Annotated in this window: 1 protein-coding gene; it reads right to left on the bottom strand. The window is 63.4% G+C overall.

What is annotated here, in order from left to right; all coding sequences use genetic code 11:
- Nucleotides 1–85 precede the first annotated feature (85 nt).
- Nucleotides 86–339 (bottom strand): STAS domain-containing protein (locus CEY15_RS18015; protein ID WP_141244357.1); only part of this gene is annotated, 254 nt, incomplete at its 5' end.

Here is a 339-nt window from a genome sequence, read left to right on the forward strand (position 1 = left end):
TGTGACTCTCAACTTCGTTTGGCGGGATTTCGCAGCATCGCTTGGCGGCTCAGGTGAAGCCGGTGGCGAGGGTGGAGCGGCGGAGTCAGTGTCCGTCGCCGAGGTGGCCGGAGAGTTTGTCCAGACGATCGAGGCTCGATCCGTCAAGGCCGATGATCTCGACGGTCTTGCCCTTGGCGGCGTACTTGTGGGTGATCGCGTCCAGGGTGGCCACGGTGGAGGCGTCCCAGATATCGGCCTCGGTCAGGTCGATGACCACGTGCTGGGGGTCGCCGGTGTAGTCGAACTGGTAGACCAGATCGTTGCTCGAGGCCCAGAAAAGCTCGCCACGCACTCGGT

This window comes from Dietzia natronolimnaea (genome assembly GCF_002289575.1).
GTDB lineage: Bacteria > Actinomycetota > Actinomycetes > Mycobacteriales > Mycobacteriaceae > Dietzia > Dietzia natronolimnaea_A.